This window comes from Paenibacillus sp. GP183 (assembly GCF_900104695.1).
Taxonomy (GTDB): Bacteria; Bacillota; Bacilli; order Paenibacillales; family NBRC-103111; genus Paenibacillus_AI.
In genome coordinates, this window is the sequence record NZ_FNSW01000001.1 from 334,464 (window position 1) to 361,393 (window position 26,930).

The window sequence follows — 26,930 nt, forward strand, 5'->3', positions numbered from 1 at the left end:
TAGCGCACGGGGGGATATGGATGTCTTCAACTGATCTATTGCTTCATTTAAATCATAAAGCCCATTATCTTCTTCAAGAAGATGCAGATAAAATTGAGAAGCTCATAGAAGTTCAGATGGAAAATTTGACAACTCGTCAATGTCCGCTGTACGAAGAAGTGCTGGACACCCAGATGTACGGCTTATCGCGTGAAATCGATTTTGCCATTCGTGCAGGTCTGATTACTGTGGTGGCCGGCAAGGAAATTATGAGCAAGCTTGAACGCAATTTGGCTCAGCTGTATGAGGCTTTAAACGCAAAAAAATAACCCCTCAGGGGTATTTTTTTTGTCCGTTGATATGAAAGTATAAGTTATTCTAATCTTATCTTGCTTCGCATCAACCTTGACAAACGCGATCGTCATTTAGGACGCCGTAGTCGTTTATCCTCGGGACTTGCTTTAAACCAGGAAGAACACGACTCCCAAAACACCATATACAATCATGAGCAGCAGTCCTTCGTACCAATTAGTGGACCCATCCTGAATGATCGATTGGGTGATGATGACGGCTACCGCGATAGCAACCAGCTCATAGGTAGTGAAAACGATATCCATGGTGTTGCCCATGAAGAAACTGGCCAAAATAAGGACAGGAGCGACAAATAAGGCAATCTGCAAGGAACTGCCGATGGCAATTTCAACGGCTGCGCCTACCTTGTTTTTCATAGCCATCATGACGGCTGCGCTATGCTCGGCAGCATTGCCTATAATGGCAATCAAGAAGGCTCCAACAAACAATTCGGACAGTCCGAATTTATGGGTGACTTCCTCCAAGGTGCCAACGAGCCATTCGCTGGTGAAACCGACCATGGCTGTAGAAAGCACCAGAAACAGGATCGAAGTCCGTTTGGACCAAGCCGGCTCGCCATGCTCGACAACCTCATCGGCAAGGACACTTTTGTGGGTAACCATTGAAAATAACAGCCACAGCAGATAAGCGGCAATGAGCACGCAGGCCACGATTAAACTGGTAGTAGTTATTTCAATTCTTGTCAGGCTTCGGGCAAAAATTGCAGGAATGAACAGGGCAATGATAGCGAGCAGCATCAGTGAAGCGTTATGGGAAGCAAGCTTCTTATTGAAATGCTGTTCTTTAAATTTCAGTCCTCCCGCGAACAAGCTTAAACCTAGCACCAACAGCAGGTTTCCGATAATGGCACCGGTTAGGCTGGCTTTGACAATCTCGAATAAACCGTCTTTGACCAGGAAAATCGCGATGATCAGCTCCGCCGCATTGCCGAATGTGGCATTCAAGAACCCTCCCATTCGCTCTCCGGCATAATGAGCCACGCTCTCCGTAGCTTTCCCAAGAAAACCGGCCACAAAAACAATCGCTATGCAAGAAATCGCAAATTGAAGAGTAGTGCTTAGATGTGTGTAATGCGCCAGGCCACTGAGAATAAAGCTGGTGACTAAACCGATATTAAACAATTTCCCTCTCAACGATGGACCCTCCGAAAGAACAGCAATTTCACAAGCTTTTTAAACTTATTTCAATATACATATAATTAACCGCAATGTAAATTCTGAATCCTTGTATCGATTTTAGCTTAATATCCTTCGGTGTTCCTCCAGCTCGTTATGAGATTTTTTATAAAAATTTTCGATGTCCCGAAGACGGTTGTTTCATCGTTTAGCTTTTGGATCAGCTTATTCGCAGTCACATAGGGCAGTCCGGCATTGATCCGTTTGATCAGCTTGGTTCCAGGTGAATTCAACCCGTCAATTCCAGTAAAGAAATATTGAATTCCCACTTCGTTGCCCAGAGTGATCAGGTTTTGGTTATAACGGCCATGAGGAAAGCATAATAAGTTTTCTTGAGGTCCCAGCTTGCTTTGAATCATTTGGTTTGCTTTTGAGAGATCGGCTTTAACCCTTTGCGCATATTCATCTGGAGTTTCTAGCCGTTTCTTTTCCTCAATGTAAATCGGGTCTGTCAGAAGACCGACCTGCTTGCCATTGGCGCCTGCTGCGGTATCATGTGAATTAAAGGAGTGTGAATAGAAGCTGAAGCCTTGTTTGTTCATTTCTTCAATTTGATTCCATGCTAAAAAAGCAATCCCCGGATTCGTCTCCAAAGCATTGACGATCATGAAATTCGTGGCTGTCATATGAAGCTCTTTCAGTATGGGATAGGCGTAATGATAAAAAGATTCATAGCCATCGTCAAAAGTAAGGACAACCGCATCCGGCGGAACGGCTTTGCGACCCTTTAGGAATTCGATAAAATCCGGCATGGTGATCACTTTATAATGATTGGCTTGCAAAGCTTGCATTTGCTGTTTAAAAGCTTCCGGAGTGATCGTATATTCGGACGCTTCAGGATCGATGTGGTGGTATTCCAGGACGGCTACATGGTTATTGAAATGATATCCTTCGCTATGTTTTACTTTATCATTCATGACGGCATAGATGAAAATGATGAAAACCATGAATGAGGTCAGCAATTTTACAAAGATTCTTTTATTCAAGTTATGACTCCGTTCTTTGCTGATATTTGAGAGAGATGCTATTAGCATCATATCATTTTTAATCATCTATGAATATTTTTATCATTGGCCCTGTGTTGCTTTAACTAGAATAACTAATTACAATATACCTATACTGTTAGGGGAGTGATCCTTGTGTCCGAAGACATTCAAAACGGACTTATCCGAATTTCCGATGATGTGGTTTCCACCATTGCGGGACTTGCAGCGCTTGAAACTCCCGGTATTGCAGCGATGTCAGGCGGCATTTCCGAAGGATTAGCCAAAAGACTGAGCGGCAAAAACGTACAAAGAGGCGTTTCTGTAGAAGTCGGCCAAGTGCAGGCTGCAATCGATCTCAGGGTGATTGTGAATTATGGATCACGAATTCAGGTTGTGTGCCGAGAGCTTCAGGAAAATGTAAAGGAAGCTGTAGAAAACATGACGGGATTAACCGTTGTCGAAGTGAATGTGAAAGTTGAAGGTGTAGCCTTTCGGGAAGATGAGATTGAAGATCCGCATCGGGTAAAATAAACCTACATACTTTGCAAAGAACCTAATCTCTCCAGATTAGGTTTTTTTGCCGGTTTTTTCAACATGACGGTTCTGTTCTCGTGAGATTCCGAGGAGAATGCCCATACTGATCAAGGTGACCATCATGGATGAGCCTCCGTAGCTGATAAAGGGAAGGGTGACACCTGTAAGAGGAATCGCACTCGTAACTCCACCGATATTGATCAATGCCTGAAAACCTATCATCCCCGTGATGCCAACACCCAATAAGGTGCCGAAGGTATCATTACACCGAACAGAAATTAAAATGCCTCGCCAGATAAGCAGCAAGTAAATGAATATCAATAAGGAAATGCCGATAAAACCCAGCTCTTCTCCTATTATGGCAAATATAAAATCGGTTTGGGCTTCAGGCAAGTAATGAAGCTTCTGGATACCTTGTCCAAACCCTGCTCCTGCGATGCCGCCATGTCCAAACGCAAACAAAGATTGCACGACCTGATAGCCTTCATCAAGGCGAGAGTCCATCGGATGCATAAAACTGGTAAGACGCTGGACTCGATAATAGCCGGCATCACCAGGTTTGACAGTAGCCAGAAACAAGCTTATTCCCAGTGTGGCAATAACCCCGAGGCCTGTCCCGAGAAAGAAGAGGTGCTTCAGGTTAGAGCCGCCTGCCAAGATTACGGTTGCTGCACAAAACAATACAATCATGCAGGACCCTAGATCCGGCTGAAGCATGATCAGCATGGCAACCATGCCTACCACACTAAGAGCGGGCAGCAGCCCTTTTTTGAAATTCCGAAACTTCTCGTCTTTATTGCTGATCAAAGACGCCAGGTACAACAAGATTCCAAGCTTGGCAAATTCCGCGGGTTGAAGGGATAGGGGTCCAAGACGGAACCAGCTTCTTGCACCATTCATTTTGAACCCGATAAAGGGCACAAGGATCAACAGGATCAGGATGACCAAAAAAAACGGAATGACCCATTTTTTCAGCAGCGAGTAATGTATGTTCATGCAAAACAGCATGCAAACCATTCCGATCAGCACGGAGACCACTTGTCTCTTTGTAAAGTACCAGGGGTCTCCGCCGGTAATTGCGCTGGTTGCGCTTGTCATCGAGCTGGCGCTGAAGACCATAGCCAGGCCAAAGCACACCAGCAGAAACGTCAAGAATAGGAGCAGGAAGTCCGGCGTTCCTTTGCGGGCGGACGTCATCGCTTACCCATTACTCGGACAATAATTGATGCAGCTGGGCTATTTTTTGATCAGCTATTTTGCGGATAGCTTCAGGAATCGGAGATTCGTAATCAAGACCGTGCGGAAAAGTGGCTACTCCAATATAGGCATCTTCCAGGTATAGGACGGCGTAAGGGGACTCCAGCTTGCCGGACTCCACTCTTGCGTTTATACGAAGAAAATAATCGGCCTGGTTTGCTGTATCTTCAATTTTCAAGTCATATGTAGCGCGGTAGTATTCCCACTGCCAGCGCACGAAGCCAAGCTGTGTTGTCACTTCATCAAGATGAGCGAGATCGCTTTTTAAGCCTTTTAAGCTGCTGGTTTCAATAATCACGGATTAACGCCTCCAATATACATATACATTCTTCATTCATGATAGTATGTTTATGGACACAGCGCAAGTCGATTGCAAGCTGTAATTTCTAATATTTGATGGCACTTTTAGATGATAGAAGCGGTGATATTTGTTAAAATAAGCTTTAAAGACAATAAGGAATGGCATACAAATCGGAGGAATGAGCCTAATGAGGCAATGGGGAACGGAATTGGACGAGATTTTTGAGGAAATGGTCGGCTGGAGAAGATACCTGCATCAGCATCCTGAGCTTTCCTTCCAAGAGGAGCGAACGGCCGCGTTCATTGCGGACCATTTAACAAGCTGGGGCATTGAAGTAAGAACGAATGTTGGCGGCCATGGTCTGGTCGGATATCTTAAAGGAAACCATCCTGGACCAGTTGTAGCGCTTCGGGCAGATATAGACGCTTTACCGATTCAAGATGAAAAGCTGTGCGAATATACGTCGAAGAAAGCGGGAGTCATGCATGCATGCGGACATGATGCCCATACGTCAACACTGCTTGGGATCGCCAAGATTGCCGGCAAGCATCGGGATACGATAAACGGCAGCCTGGTCTTCTTATTTCAACACGCTGAAGAGATCTCACCGGGCGGCGCGAAGTCGATGATCGCTGATGGAGCGTTAGACGGGGTCGACGCGGTTTACGGCGTGCATTTGTGGACTCCATTCCCGGTAGGCCACGTTTATTGCAAGGAAGGCCCCGTTATGGCGGCCCCTGACGAATTCGTCATTCGGATAAAAGGGAAAGGCGGACATGGCGGCTTGCCTCATCAGACGGTAGACAGTGTAACGGTCGGAGCGCACCTTGTCGTGAATTTACAATCGATTGTGAGTCGACAAGTGGATCCGACTGAACCCTGTGTGGTCAGTGTGGGCTCCATTCACGCGGGCAACGCGTTCAATGTAATTGCAGAAACATGCGAACTGAGCGGGACTGTACGCACATTCGATCCCTTGCTGCAGCAAGATGTTAAAAAGCGAATTGAGCAAATCACGGCTTCAACCTGTGAAATGTTTGGCGCTGAGTGTGAACTGCAATATAAGTTCGGCTATCCCCCGGTAATTAATGACGTTAATGAAGCAAAGCGATTTCAGAGGGTAGCAGCGGCTGTTTTCGGTGAAGCACATGTTCATACGTCTCCGCTGCTTATGGCTGGTGAGGATTTCTCCTATTACTTGCAGCATAAACCCGGTTGTTTCATGTTTGTCGGCGCAGGCAATGCAGAAGCCGGAATTGTTTTTCCGCACCATCATCCCCGTTTCGATATCGATGAGAGATCGATGCTGCAAGCTGGGAAGCTCCTTCTGTCGATGGCAGCAGATTTCATGGGATGAATATTTATTTCCTTCTCGGAGAATATAAGATTGGAGCAAATCGACTGCATTTCAAGGATTTGTTTATTTCTTACTTTGAAGGAGGCAATGAGCAATGGCAGGTAAAACCGTCAGTGAGATCATGGAAAAAGATTGCGTCACCGTAACCTTGCAAGACAATGTATATGAAATCGCGATCAAAATGAAGGAGCATGATATAGGTTTCATACCGGTTGTGGAAGGTAAGAAGCTGATCGGAGTCGTTACCGATAGAGATTTGGTTATTCGCGGCTTGGCGGAAAAAAGAGAAGGATCTGCAGCAGTCAAGCAAGTGATGTCGGACGAGGTTCAATCGATTGATGGGAGCACAACAATTGATGAAGCTGCAAAATTGATGGCTAAGCAGCAGATTCGACGGCTTCCTGTAGTGGAAAAAGGGGAATTGGTAGGCATTGTGGCCATCGGCGATCTGGCTGTCAGAGATAAATTTGAAGACGAGGCAGGACAAGCTCTAAGTCAAATTTCTGAAGATCGTCCGGCCTCTCAGCTTCATTAATGCAGTTAAATATGTAACGATCCGATTCCTTGGGGAATCGGATTTTTTGTGGTCAATAATTGCAAGAAAAGTGTCAATCCACACCAAGATGTTGTAAATTTGATTTGTTATACTAGTACTTATATTAAACATCAGCCTAATAGATGGAGGGGACTATGGACAAGATACGTATCGGCATTATTGGTCTTGGCAATATGGGAACAGCCCATGCCAGGTACTTGATCAATCAGGAAGTGAAAGGAGCAGAGTTAACCGCTATTTGCGAGAACCGTCCGGAACGCCTGGAATGGGCTAAAAATAATCTTGGTGGGGGAGTCGCACTTTTCGAGCAATTTGAAGATTTTTTTTCCTCTGGCTTGATCGACGGAGTCATAATCGCAACTCCTCACTATAATCACCCTGAACTTGCCATGATGGCATTCCGGCATGGACTTCATGTTCTTAGTGAGAAACCGGCGGGAGTTTACACCAAGCAGGTCCGACTCATGAACGAGGCAGCTGCCGAGTCAGGAAAAGCGTTCAGTATGATGTATAATCAAAGGACCAATCCGCTTTATCGCAAGCTCAAGGATCTGGTTGCCTCGGGCGAGCTTGGAGAGATCCGCAGAACCAACTGGATTATTACGAATTGGTACCGCTCCCAGAGCTATTACGATTCGGGCGGCTGGCGGGCGACCTGGGCAGGAGAAGGCGGGGGTGTTCTGATCAATCAGGATCCCCATCAGCTGGATCTTTGGCAGTGGACAACCGAGATGATGCCGAAGCGTATCCGCGCGTTTTGTTATTTTGGCAAGCATCGGAACATTGAGGTTGAGGATGATGTGACCGCCTTTGCCGAGTATGAGAACGGGGCGACCGGTCTATTCGTCACGACCACGGGTGAAGCGCCGGGAACGAATCGGTTTGAGCTGGCCGGGGATCGCGGCAAAATCGTCATCGAGGATGGGAAGCTGACCTTCTGGCGGCTTCGTGTGTCGGAAAGCGAGTTTAATCGCACCTTCAAAGGCGGCTTTGGCGAACCGGAATCCTGGAAATGCGACATTCCCGTTGTCGGTCAAGAGCAAGGCCACAAAGGCATTACCCAAAATTGGGTCGATCATATTTTGCGCCAAGTTCCGCTTGTAGCTCCTGGTGATGAGGGGATTAAAGGCTTGATGCTCTCAAACGCAATGCTGCTGTCCACGTGGACAGACAATTGGGTGGATTTGCCGATTGACGAGGATTTATTTTATCATCACCTGCAAGAACGCATCAAACAATCGAACTCGGAGAAACATGCAGGCGAGTATCTCACGCTGGATGTTAAAAACACGCACTAATCGCATTCATGCAGAGAGGGAGATATTATATGTCGAAAGCAGATGGAATGAATTATGCGCCAAAGGGAAAGCCCAATCCTGTGGTTGATAAAGGTGGATTTACCTTTGCTGCAATCGCATTGGACCACGGCCATATTTATGGCATGTGCAATGGACTTCGGGAAGCCGGGGCTGACTTGAAATGGGTATATGACCCTGACCCGGCAAAGATAGAAGCGTTTTGCCGAGCGTATCCAACGGTTCGGGCTGCTTCTTCGGAAGAGGAAATTTTACGCGATCCGGAGGTTCGACTCATTGCAGGGGCGGCTATTCCTTCGGAGCGCTTCAGCCTTGGGATGAGAGCCATGGACCATGGTAAAGATTATTTTACAGACAAAGCGCCGTTCACAACTTTGGAGCAGCTTGCTCAGGCTAAAGAAAAAACGGCGCAAACCGGACAGAAATATTCGGTCTATTACAGCGAGCGGCTTCATGTGGAAAGCGCAGTGTTTGCCGGAGAGCTTATTGAGGAAAATGCGATTGGCCGGGTTGTACAAGTAATCGGCCTGGGACCTCATAGGCTGAATGCCGCTTCGCGTCCCGATTGGTTTTTCAAATTTGATCAGTATGGCGGCATACTTTGCGATATCGGCAGCCATCAAATTGAGCAATTTCTTTATTTCGCAGGCTGTAAGGATGCCCGCGTTATCAGCAGCAAGGTAGCCAATTATAACAATAAGACGTACCCTGAACTTGAAGACTTTGGGGATGTAACCTTAGTTGGAGATAATGGGGCGACCGGATATTCCCGTGTGGATTGGCTGACCCCCAGCGGTCTTGGAACCTGGGGCGATGGGAGGACTCTTATTCTTGGGACGGAAGGATATATTGAGCTGCGCAAATATATCGATATTGCCCGGGATGGACAAGGAGACCAGCTGTACCTGGTGAATGGACAGGGAGAACAGCATTTCAGCCTGGCGGGTAAAGTCGGTTTCCCATTCTTTGGCAAGCTGATTCTGGACTGCTTGAACCGGACTGAGCATGCCATGACGCAGGAGCATGCGTTTAAAGCGGCAGAGCTCTGTTTGGTTGCTCAGAAGCAGGCGCTTCGATTGGAATAGATGTTGCCCATCATATTAACAAAAAGGAGCAGCCCCTAAGGTCTTACAGACCTTAGGGGCTGCTCCTTTTTATGATCTCCAGCTTGAACGCATATTGGCTTCTCTTCATGTCGATGTTTAAATCATTGGCTTTATTTTCATACTAAGTGAATAGCCACAACGACAAAGATTATTCTTACGAAGTCAGTTTTGCTAAAGCAAAATCTAAGATTATGCTTACGAAGTCAGTTTTGCTAAAAAAAACTCTAAGGAGGAGCTCCAGTGACGATAGATTCGAACCGGCCTCTGATTGTACAAAGCGATTTCACTTTGCTGCTTGAGGCACATCATCCCGAATTTGAGCAAGTGCGCTCCGTCTTGTCGCGCTTTGCGGAATTGATCAAAAGCCCGGAGCCTCTCCATATGTATCGCATCACGCCGCTATCCTTGTGGAATGCTGCTTACTCGGGAATGAGGATAGAAGAAATCAATTCTTTTCTCGGGAGCAACGCTAAATTTGGACTTCCATTTGCTGTACAAAGCGGTATTCGCAAGTATATGAAGCGGTTTGGTTTGCTCAGGCTGCACAAAGTAGGCGAAGAACTAATTCTCGTGAGCGAAGACACCGTGGTATTGAAAGAATTGATAGAGCTAGAAACCGTGCACGGCTACCTGGGCCAAACGAGAGGTGAACGTGCAGTTTCTGTACCGCTTGCATACAGGGGTTTGCTCAAACAAGAGCTCATGAAATTAGGCTTTCCGGTGGATGACAGGGCAGGGTACCGGCCATGCGAGCATTTGGCCATAGACCCTCTATTTAAACTTCGTGATTATCAAGCCGAAGCTGTGGACGCGTTTGATCTTGGCGAGGAAGGCGGAAGCGGGGTAGTTGTGCTGCCTTGCGGGTCAGGAAAAACGATCGTTGGCATCGCAGCCATGGTGAAATTACAGTGCGCAACCTTGATTCTTACGACGAATGTTACATCCATACGGCAATGGAAGCGGGAGCTATTGGAGAAAACTTCTTTAACCGAAGAAAATGTCGGGGAATATAACGGCACACGCAAACAGGTTTCCCCCGTGACGATAGCCACTTATCAAATATTGACTCACCGTTCAAGCAAGGGCGGAGCGTTTACTCATATGCATCTTTTTGGGGAAAGGGATTGGGGCTTGTTAATCTATGACGAGGTTCATCTGCTTCCCGCTCCCGTATTCAGGATGACAGCGGAAATTCAAGCTACAAGGCGTTTAGGTCTAACGGCCACATTAATTCGTGAAGACGGTCATGAGGAAGACGTATTCTCGCTAATCGGGCCTAAACGATTTGAGATTCCTTGGAAGGATCTTGAGGGGAAAGGCTGGCTGGCTGAAGTGTCTTGCAAAGAAATCCGCGTCCCATTGAGATCTGCTCTTCGAGAGGAGTACGGCTTTGCCGACAGCAAGCACAAATTCAGAATTGCCGGGGAAAATCCTTACAAGCTTGATGTGATTGACGAGCTTGTAAAGTGCCATAGGCATGAACAAATCTTAATTATCGGCCAATATTTGGACCAGTTGCGTCTGATATCCACTCAAACAGGAGCTCCCATGATCAGTGGTGAAATGTCGCAAAATGAGCGTGAGCATTGGTTCAACTTGTTTAGAATGCGGGAAATCCCCCTGCTTATCGTATCCAAGGTAGCTAACTTTGCCGTGGACCTTCCCGATGCTGCGGTCGCGATTCAAGTTTCCGGCAGCTATGGATCAAGGCAAGAAGAGGCGCAGCGTCTTGGACGCATTCTGAGGCCGAAGGCTGGGACGAATCAAGCTGTCTTTTATTCGATCACCAGCCAGGATACCAAGGAACAGGAATTTGCTGTAAAACGACAGCTTTTTCTTGTGGAACAGGGGTATAAGTACGAGGTTATAGACTGGGAAAGTTTTTTGCAGGAAGCAGGTGAACATCACGAACATCATGAACTACAAGCAGGCATTCTCTAAAATGTCCGAATCCATGAGACATCACTTTGATAAGCAAACCTGGCTCCCGACATCCCAGGAGGGCGGGGACTACGCAGATCTTTTGACTTCCAGGGAAGCCATGGCCAGACTGCGCCTCATGCTCAGCGAGCGGGAATGCTGGATTTTACAGCTGATTGTGAGAAGGCTGGGCTGTTCGATGTTCACGCTTGAGATGCTGGAGAAGCATGCGGCGTCTTCAAGATCAGGAGCCGATGTCAAGGTCGCTCTGGCAGGCATCCGCAAATACGGAATCATTTTGACTTTTCGCAAATCATGGGGAGAGCTTCTGTTTGCTTTACCGTTTGAAGGCTTTGCGATTTGGCAAAGGCTGCTGCTTGAAGAGCCGGATCACAAGCCCGAAGATCAGGTGCCGTCATTGGCTGCGTTTGAAGCCAGCTCGGCAGGTTCAAGAGGAGCTGCTCAAGATCTGTTTGCATTAGTCACCTATGCAGCCTTCCATGATCTCCAATTGACTGCAAAAGGGAATCTGCCAAAGAATCTTATGCAAAAGCTAAAAACGCTCCTTCATTTACTGGACAGCCCATGGAACCTGACTAACTTCGCAAACATAAAGTCCGGATCTTCGGAATTCGGCTTGGAGCTGTTGTTGGATTTTGCATTACGTCTTGGTTTATTGCGCAATAATGCCGATTGTCTTGTGGTTCATACCGACAACTGGCGGCAATGGCTAGAGCTCACCTTTGAACAGCAGCAGTCCAAACTTTATGATTTTTGGAAGGATCTGCATATCGCGGCTCCGCTATGGCTGCAGCATAGTACGGCTGTGCTTGAAGGTATGCCAAAAGAGAGATGGTATACGCTGAAGGAAATTTCTCGTTGGTATGATCGACATGTCGTCCTGGAATCTGCTTGGTCATTTGCGAAACATGAAGAAGATTTGCTGCGGCAATGGCTTTTGCCCTTACATGCTTTTCGCTGGCTCGAGGCCGGGGTGGATGAGCAAGGAGTCGTGTGGTTTCATTGGCTTATCGATCACTGGTTGTCTGCTGAGACCTATGAACCTGAGCAGCATCAGAATGCCGATGACTTTTATGTGCAGCCGGATTTCGAGCTGCTGCTTCCCCCAACCGTATCGACTCTTGTGGAATGGGAGGTTTCACTGTTCGCGGATCCCGTTAGATCGACGGATATGCGTATCTACCGAATTACGAGGGAAACCTTCTACAGAGGTTTGGAATCGGGAAAGAGTGGTCAGGAAATCGTTCAGTTTCTTGCCTCGCATGCAACCGGCCAAATACCTTCCGGCTTGGAACAGGCACTTATGGAATGGGATAAGCAGTTTGGCAAGCTGCATTTTGTCGAAGTGACACTGCTTCGTGTAAGCACGCTTGAGATAGCAGATGTCATCCATACCAGCGAGTCCTGCCATCCATATATCCTCTCACGAATTGGGGAATTGGATTTTATCGTGAAGAAAGAATTGTCATCGCAATTTCACAAGCATCTGCAGCAATTGGGTTATTATCCCCAATTGTTCAATCCTCCCCAATTTGGCTCTCATGTTCCTCCCGACCCGGAGTCAGGCCAAAGAAAAGGGTGGTTTCCCCTCGATCCCTTGACTCCCGTATATGAGCTGGCGCCAAGCTTCGCGGACATGGATCCCATGTATCCCCATTTGCAGGATATTCCGCCGCTTTGGCTCAAGGAATTCAGAGAATATCATGGTTCTACACGAAAGGATATGATTCGTAAAGCGATTGAGTGGAAGAGCTATCTGAAGCTTCGCAAGGAAGGCGAAGAACGCCAAATCATGCCGCAGGGCATAAGAGAAGACAGTAACGGATGGATGCTGCTAGGGATGGAGAATGCTCAGGATATCCTGCTCCGATCCGATGATTGGAAGGAAATGAAATTGATCTTGCCTGGGATTAATGATCCGTGAGAAATGTGAGATTTGTTTCACTATTTATGATATGATAAAAAGAGCATTCAAAAAATGATTTTTTATAAAAGGTAGGGATCTAAGCAATGAGTATTCTCGAAGCTGATATGCTGGACATGTCTGCCGTTCTGATGCACGCCTATGATATGGGTGACATGATCAAATCCTCTGCCGAAGTGGCGGATTATTTATATTGGAAGACAGCCGTGGAAAGCAGCGCGGAAGTTAAGGAGCTGCAAGCTCTGTTTATGAAAAAGAAGGAATTGTTCGAGGAATGTGAACGCTTCGGACATTACCATCCGAGTTATCACGAGGCAATGGCACAGGTGAATGAAGTGCAGGGGAGACTGGAACAAATAGAGGCTGTCCGCAAGTTTAAAGAAGCGGAAGACCGTCTGGATGATTTGTTGTTTACCATATCGACCACAATCGCCCATGCGGTGTCCGATACGATTAAAGTGCCAAGCAATAATCCGCTGCCTGGCGGAGGAAGCTGCGGCTCCGGCGGCAGCTGCGCCAAGTGCGGTTAAGCGTTGACGAGCTGGAAACCGTGGCGTATCATTCAGGGCCTCGGCTTCCGGCCCGCTCCATTCAAGAAGAAATGGAAAAGAGGGTTCATGCATGATTGTGGATAGAAGCGGCATTATTGTATGGGTAAACGACATAAAGGCAGCTAGAAACCTGGAGCGCTTTGGATCGGTACATTATATTTCCAAGAAAATGCACTATGTAGCCATGTATGTCTATTCCAGCAAGGTGGATGAAACAATACGAAATATACAGAAGCTTCCCTATGTAAAAAAAGTGGAGCCATCCTACCGCAATGAGATAAAAACGGAATACAGCAGCAACGGTCCGGACAAAAATAAATCTTTCACTCTTTAATTTGGGATGCAATGAAGAAGCTTCGGAAGAAGCTTTTTTTTCTACGACAGCATAATTAACTAACCGTTCAATAAATTCCATTTATGCTCTAAGTCGTTGAGGTAGCCTTCGGTATTGCGATTAAACTTTTTACGTAATATGACACAGGTTAAACGCTGGTCCCACTGTGCTTTCCGTGCTTTATAACGACTAAAGGAAACGGAACGCAGTCGTGAAATCACATGCTCTTGACGAAGCGCATCGTTCACCAATACGATCATTTCACCATTGCGTACGATGTAGCTGTTCCAGTTACGAAGTCCTGTAATTCGGCGGTGACTAGCCTTCGTCTGTCGAAAGAATTGCTCCAAGTCATTATTCGTTCTTGGAATGTAATAATGATCATAACAAGTGAATAGACCTCTCCAAAACCCTTTGGAAAAGTTGAGTAAATTGTTAACCATGAGTTCGTCACTCTCAAGCGTGTAGGTTTGTTTCACCCAATCCAGTAACATTGATAGCTCCCATTCAACCGTCTCGCTAGTTTTATCTTCACCAGGGCTAAGGATAGTGGCGATATAATCCATCGGTTTCATTAGCCGCGATACGGCTTCATAAACAGGATTCATTTCATCTATTTTGTTGAATATTCTGATAATATTTCGAAGCAAACTAGGCTCTTTTTTTACTCAAGCATCTTTGTAAAGAAGCCTGAATCGCTTGTGCACGTTCATAAATCATTAATCCAGGAAGCTCCAATGGTGGATCTCCGTCTTCTAGGAGCAAGGATCGAACAGCTGCCACATATCCCTTGGCAATCTGCGCTTCGGTAATTTCAGCAGTTTCCGAATCTGGCTGTTCCGTTTTCTCCGTCTCGGATGCTTGGATCTCAGCCTGTTCTATTTTTCGTTCGATGTCCCGAATCCCGCGCATGCTTTTTTTGAGTTCCATTTTTAACTTGCGATCGGCGTCGACAATGGGTTTGGCTATGTCCTTCAGATAGTGGTACTGACAGTATTGGTAAGGCACATCCGGTAACAAGGTCTCAAATGCCAGCCGAATGGATTTTTGCCCGTCACTTACAATACCTACAATTGGATAGCCCAGCTTCAGGATGGGTTCAATGAGTGTCTTCAGTTCTTCTGCCGTTCCGCTCTTCATGTTTTGTGCAGCGAGTACCGTGCCGCTGAATACTTCGCGTAGGACATATAGAGTTTCATTCCCTTTCTCAGGCTGAACGCCATCCATCGATAAGATGACGCCGCCATTTTGTTCGGTAGTCTCTGCAAGCACTTTGTTTACATGATCATCCAAACTCGCCGAAAGCAACGTCTGATAGCGTTCGTACAAATTTTGAGCATGCCTTTCACTCGTTGGAATACCTCGTTCATTCAACGCATCAGCAACTTCTTTAACTGTTCGATGCTGCTTAAAGCGCAGTTCTCCAACGAGAGCAAGCACATCATATCCATATGAGGAATGCTTCATGCTAAGCATCTCAGCTTCAGCAGATTTATACGCAACTCCTGTATGTGTACAATCTAGATTTTTGCAAGCATAAGCCATACTCCATGCATGGATGATTCCGTTTGTTGTGACAATCTTTTTCTCCCATGCTGTATGGGTTCTCCGCAATTTTGACTCACAGTGCGGACATTTTTTAAACTCAGGTCTGAAGTAAACTCTGGGCGCAGCACCCAATCTATTTTTCTCAAGCATTAAGGTCATCTCCTACAATAAATTCTAACCTTTATACTTTCGATAAAAGATTGGAAATTCCTGCTAGTCAATCTTGCTGTCGTAGTTTTTTTTGTTCGATTAAGGTCATATTTAAATGAATATCAGAATAACCAAATAATATGAAGAAATTATTTTTTTAACATAGAAATTTTTTGTGATATCTAGTAAAATAAATATGACAGAGTCATTTTATATAGGTACATAGTAGCATTTTCATAGGAAGGGGGTTGTTAATCATGAAGGATAAGATTATGGGCAGATGGAGTACTTACGAACCTTTCTTTGTGACTCTTGGCGATAAAAGAGTAGCAGATATTGTGATTACCAATCACGCTCGGATCCGTTGGGCGGATCGAATTTCCAGCGAGACATCCTCTTTCGAAGAAATTTGCGGCTTTCTCTGGGATAAATTAAAAAATGATAACATGAAACCTTACTATAGAAATGAACAGGATGTCTATTTGGTTGATGAGGATTTAGTGGTAGTCGCGGAATTCGCCAATTTGGAAAATGAAACGGACATTGTCGGCAACCCGCTGCACAAGATGATTATTGTCACCTTTTTAGGCAAAATGTCGGAAACGATTGAACTCCGTGATCTGAAGTCCTACTATTCATGGCTGCGCCATTCACGAAGGATGACCTTGATCAAGAACAGCCGTAAACGAAGATAAACGAGAATACCGAGCATGCGGGCTAAAGCCTTGCTGCTCTTTATTTTTGCCTCGAATGGACTAGGGCGCTGCTTTTTCATATAATGGATGCATTGAGGTTGCAGGGGCAAACCACTCGGAAAGGCAGGGTACCATGGCGCTTAACTTTCACCAGTTACATATTTTCTACACCGTTGCGGAAAAAGGAAGCTTTTCTCTTGCTGCCGCATCGCTCCACATGACCCAGCCGGCGGTAACCATGCAGGTTCAAGCCTTGGAGGACTACTTTGGGGTCAAGCTGTTTCATCGCAGCACGAAAAAAATCGAGCTCTCCGAAGCCGGGCGTACCTTGATCCCTTTTGCCAAAAAAAGCATTGACCTGATCCGTGAGACGGATGTGGCCATGTCCAAGTTTACGCGCATGATCGAAGGCCGGCTTCAGCTTGGAGCAAGCCTGACCATGGGAGAGTATATACTGCCTCGGCTGCTTGGCCCTTTTAGCAAGGCATACCCGAATATCTCCGTCTCGATGAAGGTGATGAACACGTCACAGATTCTGGAAGAGGTTCTTGGGCATCAATTGAATTTTGGGCTTGTGGAAGCACCGATCCATCATCCTGATGTACATACGGAGCCTGTATTAAGCGATGAGCTTAAGCTCATCGTGCCTGCGGATCATCCGCTCGCGGCTAAAGACCAGGTTCTGATGGAGGAAGTGCTTCCTTATCCGTTTGTTCTTCGCGAGCAGGGCTCGGGAACCCGCAGAGTGATGGAGGAAGAGCTTGATCGCAGCGGGATCAATTACAAAGACATGAATATTGTGATGGAGCTGGGAAGCACCGGAGCGATTAAATCAGCAGTTGAGGCAGGTCTTGGCATCTCGATTTTATCGGAGTCATCCGTTAAACATGAAGTAACGCTTGGCTTATTTAAAGTAATCACCTTGACCAATATCTCATTCAAGAGAAGCTTCTATGCTATTTATTTAAGCTCGACTTTACTGCCAATCTCAGCAGTAAGCTTCATGACCTTTTTAAGGCAAGAGGATTTAAACCGTCTGCTTTAACGCGAGAGAGGGGATTTCGATTTGTCCATATTCGAAGCTGATTTACATACACATACACTTGCATCTGACGGAACCCAGACCCCTGCTGCCAATGTGAGAATGGCTAAGGAGGCAGGACTTAGTGCGATTGCCATTACCGATCATGACACCGTATCCGGTATTGCCGAGGCGATTGCTGAAGGATCCAGGCTGGGCATTGAAATTGTTCCAGGCGTTGAAATTAGCACGGTTGCTGGAAGTCAGGATATTCATGTTTTGGGTTATTATATCGATATAAGGGATTTGCGGTTTTTGAAGCGGCTGGAATCCTTAAGGGAAACACGCAATCAGCGCAATGAAATGATGCTGGAGCGACTAAGGGAGCTCGGCTTGGACATTAGCATGGAGGAGGTGCTTCGAGAAGTCGAAGCAACCAAATCTGAAGGCGATACCATAGGAAGACCGCATATGGCTTCAATTCTTATGAAAAAGGGCTATGTCGCTTCCATCAGCGAAGCTTTTGAACGCTTTCTGGGCAAGGGCGGCCAAGCTTATGTGAATCCCCCGCGGATTGAACCGGCTGCAGCTGCGGCCTGGATTCGTGAAGCGGGCGGTTCCGCAGTACTGGCACATCCCGGCATCTATCACGATGATGCACTAGTTGAACAGATCATCCGCGGCGGAATGGACGGGATCGAGGTTTATCATTCCGACCACTCACCGGCGGACGAAGCTAGATATCTCGCTCTGGCCGAGCGGCATGGGCTGCTCATTACGGCGGGCTCCGATTTTCATGGAGAACGTGGGGGCGTAGTATTTCATGCTCCAATCGGTGCGCGCAGGGTGAGCACTGATGTATTGAAGAGATTGCAGACAAAGAGAGGAGAGTTTCAATGAAACCAATACGTAAAGCAATTATTCCGGCTGCCGGTCTAGGAACTCGATTTCTTCCGGCGACTAAAGCCCAGCCTAAGGAAATGCTGCCCATTGTCGATAAGCCAGCAATTCAATATATCGTTGAAGAAGCTATCGATTCCGGGATTGAGGATATCATTATCGTGACAGGCCGAAATAAACGGGCCATTGAGGATCATTTTGACAAATCAGTTGAACTGGAAATGATGCTGGAGGAGAAGGGCAGTCTGGAGCTATTGGAGATCGTAAAATCCGTTTCCAATCTGGCGGACGTTCACTACATTCGTCAAAAGCAGCCATTGGGGCTGGGGCATGCGATATTATGCGCCCGCAAATTTATTGGCGACGAACCCTTTGCGGTTCTGCTGGGCGATGATATTTTACAATCGACTCCTCCGGGACTAAAGCAAATGATGAATATATATGATCAAACTCAGACATCCATCATAGCGGTTCAAGAAGTGGCCTGGGAAGATGTGAGTAAATATGGTATCGTTTCACCTGCACACAGTCTCGATGCGTTTAAATTTATTGCAGACCTGGTGGAGAAGCCCGAGCGCGAACTTGCTCCATCAAACCTTGCAGTAATCGGCAGATATATCATCGAGCCGGAAATTTTTTCGATTCTGGAGAAGCTTGAGCCTGGCCGGGGCGGAGAGCTTCAATTGACAGACGCGCTGCGCATCTTGAACAGACGTCATCAAATGGTGGCCTATCCCGTTCAAGCCAAGCGCTATGATGTGGGAGATAAACTCGGATATATAGAAGCAACCATCGAGCTTGCTCTAGAGCGGCCAGATTTGCAGAATCAAGTAAAAGCATACATTCAAGCCCTGGTGCGTCGTTGGGATAACCCGTAGAGCCATGCTGGCAGGGTTAGATCAAGGATTGATCATTTCATCGTAACCTGCATTTGCTTAATCCGCTGTTCGTCAGGTGTGACGAACAGCGTTTTTTGATTCACATAAATCACGAAACCGGGCTTGGCCCCGCTTGGTTTGTGCACATGCTTGATCAAGGTATAGTCCACCGGAACTTGGCTGGATGCTTTGGCTTGGCTGAAATAAGCAGCGAGCTGCGCCGCTTCAAGCAGTGTCTCATCCGAAAAATGGTCGCTGCGAATGACAACATGGGATCCGGGAATATCCTTTGTGTGCAGCCAGGTATCGCCCGATGAGGCCACACGATGGGTCAGATATTCATTTTGCGTGTTGTTCTTTCCCACATAAATAGGAGTGCCGTCACTCGATGTGAAGCAGGATAGCGCTGGCTTGTCCTGCTTTTTCTTTTTGCGCTGTTTCTTGCTCCGATCCTTCAAATAGCCTTGCTCGGCAAGCTCGTCGCGAATTTCTTGAATATCCTGAAGCGATGCTGTTCCGAGCTGCTGAAGAAGTCCCCCCAGATAAACAATTTCCTGGCGCGTTTGCTCCATTTGCTCTTCGACGATGGCCAGGCTGTTCTTCATTTTTGTATATTTTTTAAAATAACGCTGTGCATTCTCTGAGGGGGTTAACAAAGGATCCAGGGCAATTCGGATCAGTGCCTGATTGTCATCATAATAATTGACAGTTTCCAGCTCTTTATCGCCTTTGCTGATTGCATGCATGGAGGCTGTCAACAATTCTCCCAAAATACGGGTTTGATCCGCTTCCTTCGCATCCTTCAAAGTTTCCTGCAGCTTTTCCAGCTTTTTTACATTTTTGTTTCTTTCATTTTGCAAAAAGCGGAGCAGGTCGGAAACTCGCTGCTTCACTGTATCCCGCTCTGCTTTATCCCCATAAAAGCTCTCCAGGCATTCGCTTGCCGAAGAATACGAGACGGCCGCTCCTTCTATATGTGTTAATGCGAACATGGCAAAAAACATTTTCCCGCTGTGGAATTCCTCTACGATGACAGGCTCATATTGATGCCCTCGAATCTGCCCCATCACCAGGGAGAATGCCTCCCAAAGCGTTGATAAATTTGCCTCGCTAGCCAAGACATCGCCTGGCTGCCCGCTCCGATAAACGATTTCTCGTGCTGCCAAAGGACTGAGCCCGTTAAATCTCCCCACAAGGAGCTGCTCCAGCTTTTCAGGCGGCTGGCTCTTCGGCGGCGCAAGTGAAGCTTCAATTTCCTCCTCCAAAGAAAGCTTGGGTTCAGCTGTTAAAATCTCTTGAAACTGCTCGCCATTTTCCACCACGAGAGGGTTCATCTTATGCTGAGTGGGAGGAGCGGTATAGCTGCTGCCCGGCATAATAACCCGAAAGGAGCTAATGGCCGGCGTAACATGATGAATACCGTCCAGAATCGTGCCGCTGGCTGAGTCCATCAGGATGATATTGCTGTGACGGCCCATAATTTCAATGATGATCGTCTTGGTGCTGACATCTCCCAGCTCATCCCTTTGACGAATGTGAATGTGAACCATACGCTCCAAGCCGATTTGTTCCACGCGCTCGATGACACCATTTTCACAATGTTTGCGAAGCAGCATACAGAACATGGGCGCTTCCATCGGATTCAAAAATTGCTGCTCGGTCAAGTGAATTCGCGGGTACGTGGGATTAGCCGAAAGCAGCAGCTTCACATTTTTGCCCTGGGCTCTAAGAAGCAGCAATATATCATTCTCACTGTGTTGATGAATTTTATTAATACGCCCCCCGATGCAAGCTTGAAGCTCATGCACAATCGCATGAAGGACGAGTCCGTCAAAAGCCATGCCCAAACAACTCCATTCTATCCATGAAACGGTGTGGAAGTCTCCCGCTCCAATTTTCACTATTCTCTATAATGACATACTTCGGACAAAAACTTAAGCACGGAGTTCCGCCAAAAGGATTCCAGGGATATTTTCCAGCTTGTCTGAATACATTTAGCTTGAGTGAGGGGTGGGTGTTTGTCCGACGTATGAGGCTAACCGGAGTACAAACTCCCCGGATTAAAAGGATGATGGAAGGGAGTAGGGCAGATGAGTCAGAGTGAATGGTACCAAATGTCGCCGGAGGAGGTTTTGCGATCCCAACAGGTGAACAAGCAGCAGGGATTGACCTGGGAGGAAGCCCTGAACCGCCAAAAACAAACAGGACTAAATGAGCTTACCGAAGGGAAGCGCGTCTCCCCGATTGCGATCTTTTTGAACCAATTTAAAGATTTCATGGTGCTGGTTCTGCTTGGAGCCACCCTTATTTCAGGATTATTGGGTGAATATCTCGATGCCATAACGATCATTGCCATTATTGTCATGAACGGCATCCTTGGTTTTATGCAGGAGTTTCGGGCTGAACGCTCGCTTCGAGCGCTTAGAGAGCTATCTGCGCCCCATGCCAAGGTGCTCAGAGATGGTGGAGTCCATCAGCTGCCGGCCAAAAATTTGGTGGCAGGCGACATCGTTTATTTGGAAAGCGGGGACCGAATTCCGGCGGATTTAAGGCTGCTGGAAGCTAATGGGGTGTATGTGGAGGAATCGGCCCTTACCGGTGAATCCATTCCAGTTGCCAAAAAGATTGAAGTCTTGTCGCCCGCTGAGCTTCCGCTCGGTGATCAATCCAATCTCGGTTTTATGGGAACCATGATCGTCAGAGGAACTGCAAAAGCGGTCGTCGTTCGAACTGGAATGAATACGGAGATGGGAAAAATCGCCGATTTGATCGAGCAAACGGAATCGATGGAGACTCCGCTGCAGCATCGGCTTGAGCAGCTGGGCAAAATATTGATCATTGTGGCCATCGCGCTCACGGTTCTTGTTGTGATTGCGGGAATCCTCCATGGGCAGCCGCCTTATGCCATGTTCCTTGCCGGAGTCAGCTTAGCCGTAGCCGCGATCCCGGAGGGATTGCCCGCTATTGTTACGATCGCGCTGGCTCTCGGAGTTCAGAGGATGATTAAACGAAAAGCGATTGTGCGCAAGCTCCCATCGGTAGAGACACTTGGCTGCGCATCTGTCATTTGCTCGGACAAGACGGGCACATTGACGCAAAATAAAATGACCGTTACCCATCTTTGGGTAGGCGGCGAGCTGATGGAGGTATCCGGTGACGGCTATGAGCCGTTCGGCGAAATCAAGCAAGAAGGCTTGAACGTCGATACCCGCAAAAATTCGATGCTAAGCAAGCTGCTGGAGGTTTCTGTGCTTTGCAACAATGCCACGCTGCAGGAAGAGAAGCAGGAAACCAAGCGAAAAAAGAACAAAGATGAGGAAGCTGAAGCGGTCTGGACGATAAAAGGAGACCCGACCGAGGGCGCATTAGTCGTGCTTGCCGCTAAAATGGGAATGACAGCAGATTCTTTATCCAATCAGTATAAACGCGTTAAGGAATTTCCGTTTGATTCGGAACGCAAGCGGATGTCCGTGCTGATCTCTCATCCCGGCGGCCGGATGCTTTGTACGAAAGGCGCGCCGGATGTACTTCTCCAGCACTGCAGCTATATGCTATGGGACGGCAAGGTCATTCCCTTCACGCCAACTCTGAAACACAAGGTGATGGCTGCGAATGAAGGCATGGCGAAGAATGCGCTTCGTGTATTGGGGCTGGCTTACCGTGAGATCAAGTCAACTGATCGTCTGGACGACGATGCGGATGTCGAGCATGGACTCGTGTTTGTTGGCCTCACCGGCATGATTGACCCGCCGCGCAAAGAGGTTCGTGAAGCCATAAGCAAGTGCCGCAAAGCAGGCATCAAAACCGTCATGATCACGGGGGATCATCAGACAACGGCAGAAGCGATCGCCAAACAGCTCGGCATGATCCCCGGAAACGGAATCAGCTTAAGCGGGCAGCAGCTATCCCTGATTACGGACGATGAGCTGGATGCCAAGGTTGACGAAACCTATGTATTTGCACGCGTATCCCCTGAGCATAAGCTGAGGATCGTGAAATCCCTGCAGCGAAAAGGGCATGTTGTAGCGATGACCGGGGACGGCGTCAATGATGCTCCCGCGATTAAAGCAGCAGATATTGGCATCGCGATGGGGATAACCGGAACCGATGTGACCAAAGAAGCATCTTCGCTGATTCTCAGCGATGATAATTTTGCCACCATCGTCGCTGCCATCGAAGAAGGGCGAGGGATTTACGAAAACATTCGTAAATTTATCCGCTATTTGCTCGCTTCCAATGTGGGAGAGATCCTGACCATGTTCATTGCCATGATGGCTGGACTCCCGCTCCCGCTTGTACCGATTCAAATTCTGTGGGTCAATTTGGTCACGGACGGCTTACCTGCAATGGCGCTTGGGGTTGATCAGGCTGAGAAGGATTTGATGCAGCATCGCCCCCGCTCGGCGAAAGAAAATATTTTTGCCCGGCGTCTGGGCTGGAAAATTATCAGCCGCGGTATCCTCATCGGTATATGCACATTAGGCGCCTTTTGGCTGATTCTCCGTTTGAATCCGAGCGATGCGGACCAATTATTGAAGGCGCAAAGCGTTGCTTTTGCCACACTCGTCATGGCCCAGCTCATTCATGTGTTTGATTGCCGCAGCTCACGCTCCATTTTCCACCGCAATCCTGTGCAAAATAAGTATCTTGTTCTGGCCGTGCTCTCGTCTCTGGTGCTCATGCTTGGCGTCATGTATGTCGAGCAGCTTCAACCGATCTTCAAAACAGTTCCGCTGGGCTGGCAGGAATGGATCCTGGTTCTGATCGCAGCCGGCATCCCCACTTTCCTGATGGGCATCGGCAGTGTGCTTCAGAAGCCGTCCAAGGGAAGAGCCGCTCGGTACAGTTCAAGGACAGTTGCCAGATAATAGAGCAAGGGAACAAAACGGAATCGTTCGCCTTAAGCAGGCGCAGGATTGACATGACCGGACGCTGGAAGGATGAAAAACATCTTTCCAGCGCCGGTTTTCTTTTTCTCGTTTACTGGAAGAATGAAAATCATTCATCCAGAGGTAAAAAGTGGCACATTGTGCCATGAACGGACGCTGGAAGGATGAAAAACATCTTTCCAGCGTCGGCTTTCTTTTTCTTGTTAATTGGAAGAATGAAAAACATTCTTCCAATTAAACTCGAAATGCTTTTAAACAAATTTTGAGACTCTCTTTGAGTATCGGCGTCCATTTTAAACAGCTGCTTCTTTTTTTACTACTCTTTCTCTTGTTTATGCGTTATGATAATGGGTAAAGCCATTTTTAGATAAGGAGATTAAGGAACTTATGAATTTCACAAAAATGCATGGATTAGGCAATGATTTTATTATTGTAAGCGGAGAAACAACGCTGCCTGCGGGAGTTGATCAAACAGCCATCGAGCTGTGCAACCGATATTTCGGGATTGGCGCAGACGGTTTGGTGTTCATTCTTCCTTCCGAGCAAGCGGATTATATGATGCGCATCATCAATTCGGACGGGTCCGAAGCCGAGCAATGCGGCAATGCGATTCGCTGTGTTTCCAAATACGTATATGATCACGGCATGATTGATAAAACAGAAATCACGATCGAAACCATAGGTGCGGGAGTGCAAAAAGTACAACTGCATATTCAGGACGGCAAAGTGGCAACCGTGCGTGTTGATATGGGAGAGCCTGTTCTTCAAGGACTGCAGGTCCCTACCACGATTGACCGCAACCCGGTCATTGATTATCCGATCGAAGTCGATGGGCAGCAATTCCGTTTTACCGCTGTCTCCATGGGGAATCCCCACTGTGTGATTTATGTGGAGGATGCCGTGAATTTTGACCTGGCCGCCTGGGGGCCCAAACTGGAAAATCATCCCATGTTTCCGAAAAAAATCAACGTGGAATTCGTCACCGTCAAAAGCCGTGACTTCACGGATATGCGGGTATGGGAAAGAGGAGCGGGACCTACGCTGGCTTGCGGTACTGGAGCTTGCGCCACGCTCGTTTCGTCGGTTTTGAACGGCTATACGGAGCGTAAAGCCACTGTTTCTCTCAAGGGCGGCGACCTTTTCATAGAATGGAACGAAGCCGACAACCATGTCTATATGACGGGTCCGGCAGCTGAGGTTTTCAAAGGAAGCTTGTAAATATAGATGTAGGTGGGGAAACACATGAAAATGGATCTTCGCGCAGCGCTGAAACAGACCATTTTGACCGGAGACGGCGCGATGGGGACTTATTTGTATCAGATGGGATTTCCCGTGAGCATATCATTTGAAGAATTAAATTTGATTCATGCCGAAACCGTAGAAGGGGTGCACCGTCGTTACTTTGAGGCGGGCGCCCGTTTGATTGAGACCAATACCTTCTCCGCAAACCGCGAGAAGCTGTCCAAATACGGGCTTGAAGGTGAAGTAGAAGCCATAAACCGGGCAGGTGTGGCACTCGCCCGCAAAGCGGTGGGCGAAGAAGCCTATGTTGTCGGCGCAATTGGCTCCATACGTGCAGGCAAGCGTAAAAATGTACGCACTTCTGAAGTGGAAAGTGCCCTGACAGAACAGATCGGCTTCTTGCTGGACTCACCGGTGGACGGCTTGCTGCTGGAAACCTTTTATGATCTGGAAGAGCTGCAGCTCGCACTGAAAATCATTCGCAGCCTCAGCCAGCTTCCTGTGATTTGCCAGTTTGCCACCGAGGGAACCGGTGTTACCCAAGACGGCGTGCCGCTGCAGGATGCTTTCGCCCGGCTGGCGCAGGATGGAGCCGATGTCATCGGCTTCAACTGCCGCGTCGGCCCGAACGGCATTCTCCGCACGATGGAGAAGCTCACCCCGCTGCCGGACGTGCCGTTCTCCGTCTTCCCCAACGCCGGGCTGCCCGACTACGTCGACGGGCACTACTCGTACGCGGCCACGCCCGCGTACTTCGCCGAGAGCGCGCTGCGCTTCGCCGACCTCGGCGCGCGCATTATCGGCGGCTGCTGTGGCACGACGCCGGAACACATAGCCGCTATCGCGCAGGCGCTCAGCGGCTATGTCCCAGCGGCGACTCCGCTCGCGGGCGCCGCCTCACCAGAGGCGCACGAGCCTGTCGTCGTGCGCACACCGATGGAGGCCGCCCCTGCAGCGTCGGCCGCAAGCCCGTCGCTGCTCGACCTCGTCGGGCAGCGCAAGGTCGTGATTGTCGAGCTGGATCCCCCACGGGATCTCGACATCGACAAATTCATGCAGGGCTCGAAGGCCCTGCAGGAGGCTCATGTCGACGCCATTACGATGGCCGACAATTCGCTGGCGGTGACGCGCATGAGCAACCTGGCCCTCGGGCACCTCGTCAAGGAGAAGCTGGGCGCGCGTCCGCTGATTCATATCGCGTGCCGCGACCGCAACATGATCGGGACGCAGTCCCATCTGATGGGCCTGCACGCGCTCGGCATCGATCACGTGCTGGCCGTTACCGGCGATCCCGCCAAATTCGGCGATCTCCCGGGCTCCAGCTCGGTGTATGATCTCACTTCCTTTGAGATCATCCGCATGATCAAGCAGCTCAACGATGGCATTGCCTTCTCGGGGAAGCCGCTGAAGAAAAAAGCGAGCTTTGTCGTGGGAGCCGCCTTCAATCCGAACGTCAAGCATCTGGACAAGGCGGTTCAGCGGCTGGAGCGCAAAATCCAGGCGGGAGCCGACTATATCATGACGCAGCCAGTCTATGATCCTAAACGGATTGAGCAAATCTATGAAACAACCAAGCATTTGAATATTCCGATGTTTATTGGTGTGATGCCGCTGGCCAGCGGAAGAAACGCGGAATACCTGCATAATGAAGTTCCCGGCATTCAATTATCCGACGAGGTCAGAGCCAGGATGGATGGACTGGATGGAGAGGCCGGACGCAAAATGGGGTTAGAGATCGCCAAAGAGCTGATTGATACTATCATGGTCTATTTTAACGGGATTTATTTGATGACCCCTTTCCTGCTCTATGAAATGAGCGTGCAGCTGACAAACTATGTTTGGGAAAAGTCGAATCGAATTGATTTCCACTTGTACCCACTTTCAAAATGAATTAAAATAGGTTAATGGATGTGATCTA

General features: G+C 48.0%; 24 protein-coding genes. 17 read left to right on the forward strand and 7 right to left on the reverse strand.

All coding sequences use genetic code 11. The features are described from left to right. Positions 1–20: 20 nt before the first annotated feature. Positions 21–308 (forward strand): Fpa/YlaN family protein, encoded by a 288-nt coding sequence (locus BLV33_RS01630; RefSeq protein WP_090787506.1) that lies wholly within the window; start codon positions 21–23, stop codon positions 306–308. Between the two features lie 132 nt (positions 309–440). On the opposite strand, the gene cax is transcribed toward BLV33_RS01630, so the two are convergent. Both cax and BLV33_RS01640 read right to left on the reverse strand, forming a co-directional pair. Then, complete coding sequence (gene cax, locus BLV33_RS01635) at positions 441–1,484, reverse strand: calcium/proton exchanger (RefSeq protein ID WP_090787509.1); 1,044 nt, start codon at positions 1,482–1,484, stop codon at positions 441–443. Between the two features lie 107 nt (positions 1,485–1,591). After that, complete coding sequence (locus tag BLV33_RS01640; protein WP_171908977.1) at positions 1,592–2,512, reverse strand: polysaccharide deacetylase family protein; 921 nt, start codon at positions 2,510–2,512, stop codon at positions 1,592–1,594. A 153-nt stretch (positions 2,513–2,665) separates the two neighbouring features. Between BLV33_RS01640 and BLV33_RS01645 the strand changes: the two genes are divergently transcribed. Next, positions 2,666–3,043: an Asp23/Gls24 family envelope stress response protein gene (locus tag BLV33_RS01645; protein WP_090787515.1), complete on the forward strand. Its 378-nt coding sequence runs from the start codon at positions 2,666–2,668 to the stop codon at positions 3,041–3,043. A gap of 36 nt (positions 3,044–3,079) precedes the next feature. On the opposite strand, the gene ftsW is transcribed toward BLV33_RS01645, so the two are convergent. Together ftsW and BLV33_RS01655 are read right to left on the reverse strand one after the other, a co-directional pair. After that, on the reverse strand, positions 3,080–4,243 hold the full coding sequence (gene ftsW, locus BLV33_RS01650; protein WP_090787518.1) for a putative lipid II flippase FtsW: 1,164 nt from the start codon (positions 4,241–4,243) through the stop codon (positions 3,080–3,082). A 10-nt stretch (positions 4,244–4,253) separates the two neighbouring features. Next, on the reverse strand, positions 4,254–4,601 hold the full coding sequence (locus tag BLV33_RS01655; RefSeq protein WP_090787522.1) for a YugN family protein: 348 nt from the start codon (positions 4,599–4,601) through the stop codon (positions 4,254–4,256). A gap of 190 nt (positions 4,602–4,791) precedes the next feature. On the opposite strand from BLV33_RS01655, the gene BLV33_RS01660 reads away from it, so the two are divergent. The 8 genes from BLV33_RS01660 (at position 4,792) to BLV33_RS01695 (ending at position 13,689) form a co-directional block, all read left to right on the forward strand. Beyond that, entirely contained in the window at positions 4,792–5,961 is a 1,170-nt protein-coding gene (locus BLV33_RS01660) for a M20 family metallopeptidase (RefSeq protein WP_090787525.1), read from the forward strand. 94 nt (positions 5,962–6,055) lie between these two features. Further along, the gene (locus BLV33_RS01665; RefSeq protein WP_090787528.1) at positions 6,056–6,496 is read left to right on the forward strand and encodes a CBS domain-containing protein; all 441 of its coding nucleotides are present in this window, start codon (positions 6,056–6,058) and stop codon (positions 6,494–6,496) included. A gap of 155 nt (positions 6,497–6,651) precedes the next feature. Next, entirely contained in the window at positions 6,652–7,815 is a 1,164-nt protein-coding gene (locus BLV33_RS01670; protein ID WP_090787531.1) for a Gfo/Idh/MocA family protein, read from the forward strand. 29 nt (positions 7,816–7,844) lie between these two features. Next, positions 7,845–8,918 carry a Gfo/Idh/MocA family protein gene (locus tag BLV33_RS01675; RefSeq protein WP_090787534.1) on the forward strand — a complete coding sequence of 358 codons (1,074 nt, stop codon included), beginning with the start codon at positions 7,845–7,847 and terminating at the stop codon, positions 8,916–8,918. 261 nt (positions 8,919–9,179) lie between these two features. Beyond that, the gene (locus BLV33_RS01680) at positions 9,180–10,880 is read left to right on the forward strand and encodes a DNA repair helicase XPB (protein WP_090787537.1); all 1,701 of its coding nucleotides are present in this window, start codon (positions 9,180–9,182) and stop codon (positions 10,878–10,880) included. Further along, a complete protein-coding gene (locus BLV33_RS01685; RefSeq protein WP_139305665.1) occupies positions 10,837–12,804 on the forward strand; it encodes a helicase-associated domain-containing protein in 1,968 nt (655 codons plus the stop codon). The genes BLV33_RS01680 and BLV33_RS01685 overlap by 44 nt, the downstream gene beginning before the upstream one ends. Positions 12,805–12,890: 86 nt before the next feature. Then, positions 12,891–13,334, forward strand: a complete 444-nt coding sequence (locus BLV33_RS01690) for a YlbF/YmcA family competence regulator (protein WP_090787546.1) — start codon at positions 12,891–12,893, stop codon at positions 13,332–13,334. 91 nt (positions 13,335–13,425) lie between these two features. Then, positions 13,426–13,689: a YlbG family protein gene (locus BLV33_RS01695; RefSeq protein ID WP_090787549.1), complete on the forward strand. Its 264-nt coding sequence runs from the start codon at positions 13,426–13,428 to the stop codon at positions 13,687–13,689. 59 nt (positions 13,690–13,748) lie between these two features. On the opposite strand, the gene BLV33_RS01700 is transcribed toward BLV33_RS01695, so the two are convergent. Both BLV33_RS01700 and BLV33_RS01705 read right to left on the reverse strand, forming a co-directional pair. Further along, the gene (locus BLV33_RS01700; protein ID WP_090787552.1) at positions 13,749–14,339 is read right to left on the reverse strand and encodes a hypothetical protein; all 591 of its coding nucleotides are present in this window, start codon (positions 14,337–14,339) and stop codon (positions 13,749–13,751) included. Between the two features lies 1 nt (position 14,340). Continuing rightward, a complete protein-coding gene (locus BLV33_RS01705; protein ID WP_253186935.1) occupies positions 14,341–15,387 on the reverse strand; it encodes an ogr/Delta-like zinc finger family protein in 1,047 nt (348 codons plus the stop codon). Between the two features lie 257 nt (positions 15,388–15,644). Here BLV33_RS01705 and BLV33_RS01710 point away from each other — a divergent pair, with 257 nt between their 5' ends. From BLV33_RS01710 to galU, 4 genes are all read left to right on the forward strand, one after another. Next, positions 15,645–16,082 (forward strand): hypothetical protein, encoded by a 438-nt coding sequence (locus BLV33_RS01710; protein WP_090787559.1) that lies wholly within the window; start codon positions 15,645–15,647, stop codon positions 16,080–16,082. 133 nt (positions 16,083–16,215) lie between these two features. Then, positions 16,216–17,127 (forward strand): selenium metabolism-associated LysR family transcriptional regulator, encoded by a 912-nt coding sequence (locus BLV33_RS01715; protein ID WP_090787562.1) that lies wholly within the window; start codon positions 16,216–16,218, stop codon positions 17,125–17,127. Positions 17,128–17,154: 27 nt separating this feature from the next. Further along, on the forward strand, positions 17,155–18,003 hold the full coding sequence (locus tag BLV33_RS01720) for a PHP domain-containing protein (protein ID WP_090798589.1): 849 nt from the start codon (positions 17,155–17,157) through the stop codon (positions 18,001–18,003). Beyond that, a complete protein-coding gene (gene galU, locus BLV33_RS01725) occupies positions 18,000–18,881 on the forward strand; it encodes a UTP--glucose-1-phosphate uridylyltransferase GalU (protein WP_090787565.1) in 882 nt (293 codons plus the stop codon). The genes BLV33_RS01720 and galU overlap by 4 nt, the downstream gene beginning before the upstream one ends. A gap of 32 nt (positions 18,882–18,913) precedes the next feature. Here the strand turns inward: galU and BLV33_RS01730 are convergent, their stop codons facing one another. Further along, on the reverse strand, positions 18,914–20,722 hold the full coding sequence (locus BLV33_RS01730; RefSeq protein ID WP_090787568.1) for an Rqc2 family fibronectin-binding protein: 1,809 nt from the start codon (positions 20,720–20,722) through the stop codon (positions 18,914–18,916). Between the two features lie 249 nt (positions 20,723–20,971). Between BLV33_RS01730 and BLV33_RS01735 the strand changes: the two genes are divergently transcribed. From BLV33_RS01735 to BLV33_RS01745, 3 genes are all read left to right on the forward strand, one after another. Further along, a complete protein-coding gene (locus tag BLV33_RS01735) occupies positions 20,972–23,749 on the forward strand; it encodes a calcium-translocating P-type ATPase, SERCA-type (RefSeq protein WP_090787571.1) in 2,778 nt (925 codons plus the stop codon). 408 nt (positions 23,750–24,157) lie between these two features. Further along, on the forward strand, positions 24,158–24,988 hold the full coding sequence (dapF, locus tag BLV33_RS01740) for a diaminopimelate epimerase (RefSeq protein WP_090787574.1): 831 nt from the start codon (positions 24,158–24,160) through the stop codon (positions 24,986–24,988). Positions 24,989–25,012: 24 nt separating this feature from the next. Next, positions 25,013–26,902: a bifunctional homocysteine S-methyltransferase/methylenetetrahydrofolate reductase gene (locus BLV33_RS01745; RefSeq protein ID WP_090787578.1), complete on the forward strand. Its 1,890-nt coding sequence runs from the start codon at positions 25,013–25,015 to the stop codon at positions 26,900–26,902. Positions 26,903–26,930 lie beyond the last annotated feature (28 nt).